3 protein-coding genes and 1 pseudogene are annotated in these 4,889 nt (G+C 31.9%); all 4 read left to right on the top strand.

Annotated elements, in window-relative coordinates:
* The first annotated feature begins 531 nt into the window (after nt 1–531).
* Nucleotides 532–1,755 carry an arginine deiminase gene (gene arcA, locus JJE11_RS14615; RefSeq protein WP_291636896.1) on the top strand — a complete coding sequence of 408 codons (1,224 nt, stop codon included), beginning with the start codon at nt 532–534 and terminating at the stop codon, nt 1,753–1,755.
* Nucleotides 1,756–1,787: 32 nt separating this feature from the next.
* The gene (argF, locus tag JJE11_RS14610) at nt 1,788–2,786 is read left to right on the top strand and encodes an ornithine carbamoyltransferase (RefSeq protein WP_366927944.1); all 999 of its coding nucleotides are present in this window, start codon (nt 1,788–1,790) and stop codon (nt 2,784–2,786) included.
* A gap of 150 nt (nt 2,787–2,936) precedes the next feature.
* Nucleotides 2,937–4,358: an arginine-ornithine antiporter gene (arcD, locus tag JJE11_RS14605; RefSeq protein ID WP_291636895.1), complete on the top strand. Its 1,422-nt coding sequence runs from the start codon at nt 2,937–2,939 to the stop codon at nt 4,356–4,358.
* Between the two features lie 79 nt (nt 4,359–4,437).
* Nucleotides 4,438–4,889: pseudogene (locus tag JJE11_RS14600) on the top strand (carbamate kinase); the annotation flags it as partial.

The raw sequence follows: 4,889 nt of genomic DNA, 5'->3' as shown, positions 1-4,889 counted from the left end.
TTTTTTCGTTTTATAATAATCAACAGCTGTTGAAATATATATTTTTTATTTCGGTTGTCATTATTACTTTTAAATCGAAAAGTTATGAACAAAATGTAAATTAATAAAATTAATGTGGATTTTAATTGAATATAATGGAATTAAATGAATTTTTATGAACAATGGCTAATATAACAATTAATCATTTAGGAACTACCTAACTTTTAGATGGATTATTTTATACATTTATAGGTATAAATATGAAAAAAAAGTTTAGTTGGATATTTATGCCTTGTTTTTATGGTTATACATAACAAATTAAAGGTTTGTGAATATATATACAATGAAACCGTGAATTTTAAAATTCAAACGTTGATACATGTAGTATTACTGAGTAAATAAGACCTTAAACGCGTAAACTTATTGTTAAATTTATATCAATACTCGCGAGTAGGATATATATGCATTTACACCCAAATATGAGATTTTAATTATGAAATCGTAAACCTTATAATGATGGTGCAAACAAAAACCGATATAGGAGGAAATTAAATGAAATCTTTTATAAATGTAACTTCCGAAATAGGAAAACTTAATAAAGTAATGCTACATAGACCCGGCAGAGAGATAGAAAATTTAGTGCCTGCTCTTCTTGAGAGATTACTTTTTGATGATATTCCTTATTTAGACGTGGCTAGAAAAGAACATGATATATTCGCTAAAATATTAAAGGAAAACGATGTGGAGGTTCTTTATTTAGAAGAACTTGCTACTGATGCTTTAAATGATGATAAGATAAAAAAAATATTTTTACAACAGTTTTTACAAGAAAGTCACATTAGTAATAAAGAAATATATAAATCTCTATATGACTATTTGATGTCCAAGCCTACAAGAGAAATGATCGATATTCTTATGGCTGGTGTTAGAAAAAACGAGATAGATGTTAAGGATATGTATTCTCTTAGAGGTTTAATAGGAAACCAGTATCCATTCTACTTAGATCCTATGCCTAATCTTTACTTTACTCGCGATCCAGGGGCTTCAATTGGAAATGGTATTACTATAAATACTATGCAAACTGAAGCTAGAAGACGTGAGACGTTGTTCCTAGAATTTATTCATAAATATCATAGCTCTTTCAAAGAATATGAAGTCCCACTTTGGTATGATAGAACCCTTCCCAATAATATTGAAGGTGGGGACGAGCTTATATTATCCGCAACAACTCTTGCAATAGGATGTAGTCAAAGAACTTCACCTGAAGCTATAGAAATTGTAGCAAGGAATTTGTTCGAAAAACATGCTTCTTTCGAAAAAGTATTAGTATTTGAGATACCAGTATGCAGAGCATTTATGCACCTTGATACTGTATTTACAATGGTTGATTATGATAAATTTACAATTCATCCAGAGATAGAAGGACCGCTTAATGTTTTTGAAATTACAAAAGGCGTTGATGGAGAATTAATTATTAACCAAGAAAAAGATATACTAGAAAATATATTGAAATCCGCATTAAAGTTGCCTTCAGTTGAATTAATAAGATGCGGTGGTGGTGATTCTATTGTAGCTGCAAGAGAACAATGGAATGATGGATCAAATACACTTGCTATTGCACCAGGAAAGGTTATAACTTATGAAAGAAACTATGTAACAAATGAAATTTTAACAAAACGTGGTATAACAGTTATAACAATGCCAAGTGCCGAGCTTTCAAGAGGAAGAGGCGGCCCAAGATGTATGAGTATGCCACTAAATAGAGATGACTTATAAAAAAATAACAACAATATTAGGAGGAATTTATTATGTTTAACTTAAGAAACAGAAACTTTTTAACTTTGATGGACTTTACTCCAAAGGAAATAAACTACTTTTTAGATTTAGCTAGAGATTTAAAAAGAGCTAAATATGCAGGCACTGAGACACAAACATTAAAAGGTAAAAACATTGCACTGATATTTGAAAAAAGTTCTACAAGAACAAGGTGTGCATTTGAAGTAGGCGCACTAGACCAAGGAGCACATGTAACTTACCTTGGACCTACAGGAACTCAAATTGGTAAAAAGGAATCTGTAGCAGATACTGCTAGAGTTCTTGGAAGAATGTATGACGGAATAGAATATAGAGGATATGGCCAAGAAATAGTTGAAGACTTAGCAAAATATGCAGGAGTACCTGTATGGAACGGATTAACAACTGAAGATCATCCAACACAAATTCTTGCAGATTTTCTAACTATAAAAGAACACTTTTCAAAACCACTAAACGAAATTAAATTTGTTTATACTGGCGATGGTAGAAATAATATGGCAAATGCACTTATGATAGGTGCAGCTAAAATGGGTATGGACTTTAGAATCGTATCACCAAAGAGTTTATTCCCAGAAGCGGTATTAGTTTCAAAATGTAATGAAATTGCTAAAGAAACAGGAGCAAAAATTACTATTACAGATAACGTGGCTGCAGGAGTTAAAAATGCGGATGTTATCTACACTGACGTATGGGTTTCTATGGGTGAAGCAGATGAAGTTTGGAAACAAAGGATTAGTGTATTAAAACCATATCAAGTTAATAAAGAAATGATGGGACTTACTGGTAATAAAGATACTAAATTTATGCACTGTCTACCAGCATATCATGATTTAAAAACTGGAGTTGGCAGAGATGTATTTGAAAAATTTGGAATGAATGGCGTTGAAGTTACAGATGAAGTATTTGAAAGTGAAGCTTCTATAGTATTTGATGAAGCAGAAAACAGAATGCATACAATCAAAGCAGTTATGGTTGCTACACTTGGTGACTAATGAACAATAGTTTGAAAAAGTTATATTGATAGCGATCTTCTAATTGGATTATGTTTTCAATATACATAGATTTAATTGGCGAGGGTAAAATTTTGCTCTCGCCAAAAGAATTTGTACTATACAAAAAATACGATAAAGGGATGGGTTTAAATGTCTGATAGTTCAAAAAAACTAGGCTTATTTTCATTAATAGCACTAGTTATTAGTTCCTCAGTAGGTGCAGGTATATTTAATATATCTAGTGACTTAGCATCAGGTGCTGCTGCAGGAGCAGTAATTATTGCATGGGTAATTGTTGGTTTTGGTATTTTAATGTTATCGTTATCTTTTAATAATTTATTAATGAAAAAGCCTGAATTAAATGGTATATTCAGCTATGCGGAAGAGGGCTTCGGAAAATTTGGAGGTTTTATTAGTGGATGGGGATACTGGTTATCCGCTTGGCTTGGAAATGTAGCCTTTGCCACAATGCTTATGAGTACGCTTTCTTACTTCTTTCCTGTCTTTGGAAATGGTCAAAATATTCCATCAATTATTGGTGCTAGTATTTTTATGTGGTCACTTACTTTTATAGTTAATAGAGGAGTTGAAGACGCCGCTGTTATAAATACAATCGTTACAATATTTAAATTAATCCCAATCTTTTTATTCATAGTCATAGGTATTATAGCTTTTAAGGTAGATTTATTTTCATATCATTTTTGGGGAAATGTATCTACTAATTTTAACTTTTCAGATGTATTCACACAAGTTAAAAGCTGTATGATGGTTATGATGTGGGTTTTTGTTGGTATAGAAGGAGCTTCAATGCTGTCTTCCCGTGCTAATAAGAAATCCGACGCTGGCAAGGCAACTATTCTTGGATTAGTAGGTTTGTTAATTATATATGTTTTAACGTCCATGATTCCTTATGGCCTTATGAGCAAAGATCAATTATCAAACTTAGCCACTCCCGCAATGGCTTTTATCTTAAAAGACGTTGTTGGATCGTGGGGAGCCACATTCATAAACATAGGTTTAATAATCTCAATTTTAGGTGCATGGTTATCTTGGACGATGCTACCAGCTGAAACAACTCTTTTAATGGCTCGTGCAAAATTACTGCCAAAAATATTTGGTAAAGTAAATAAAGCTGGTTCACCTACTTTTTCTTTGATGATCACAGCGGCCTTAATTCAACTATTTCTTTTTACTTTCTTATTTACAGATAAAGCATACCAATTTGCTTATTCTCTCTGTACTGCTTCAATATTAATTTGTTATTTATTTGTTGGAATGTATCAATTTAAAATATCTTATATAGATAGACATGAAAAAGGTGAAATAAAACAAATTATGATAGGTTTTATAGCGGCAATTTTTCAAATTTGGGCAATTGTAGCTTCAGGTATAAATTATACTCTACTTTGCTTTATAGCTTATATTCCTGGAATTGTTTTTTTCGCCATGGCTAGAAAAGAAAATGGTGAAAAGAATTGGTTAGCAAAAAGACAATGGATAATGACTGCTTTAATTGCTTTTGGAGCAATATATATTATTTATCAAGTAGCTACGGGAAAAGTCGCTATTTAAATTATGAAAAGGGGTTCTTAGTATAAAAATCTATACTAAAGTTAATAAATTTTAAATTAAAATAAAAGGAGATATGAATATGGAAAGAATAGTAATAGCACTTGGTGGTAATGCCCTTCAAGCAAATCCAAAAGATACTACAGCAGAAGCACAACTCGTAACAGCAAGACAAACTTCGGAGGCTATTGTAGATTTAATTGAACAGGGGCATGAGGTAATTGTTGCTCATGGTAATGGACCTCAAGTAGGTCAACTTGTAGCTACTTATGAAGCAGCTACTTCAATACATGAAAACAGTCCGATAATGCCTTTTCCAGAATGTGGCGCCATGAGTCAAGGTTATATAGGATATCATTTACAACAAAGCATTAGAGCGGAAATGAGAAAAAGAGGCATAAAAAAGGAAGTTGCAACAGTAGTTACTCAAGTAATAGTTGACCAAAATGATGCAGGGTTTAAGAACCCAACTAAACCAGTAGGTTCTTTCTTTTCAGAAGAACATGCTAAGAAATTAATGACTGAAAAAGGATA

It is taken from the genome of Clostridium sp. (genome assembly GCF_016650095.1).
Lineage (GTDB): Bacteria > Bacillota > Clostridia > Clostridiales > Clostridiaceae > Clostridium_AD.
Note: the sequence above shows the minus strand (reverse complement) of the source record. Positions and strands in the feature narration are given on the sequence as shown.

What these genes read in the sequence shown, in the direction of transcription:
- argF (WP_366927944.1), top strand. Translation starts at nt 1,788, where the DNA reads ATGTTTAACTTAAGAAACAGAAACTTTTTAACTTTGATGGACTTTACT.
- arcA (WP_291636896.1), top strand. Translation starts at nt 532, where the DNA reads ATGAAATCTTTTATAAATGTAACTTCCGAAATAGGAAAACTTAATAAA.
- arcD (WP_291636895.1), top strand. Translation starts at nt 2,937, where the DNA reads ATGTCTGATAGTTCAAAAAAACTAGGCTTATTTTCATTAATAGCACTA.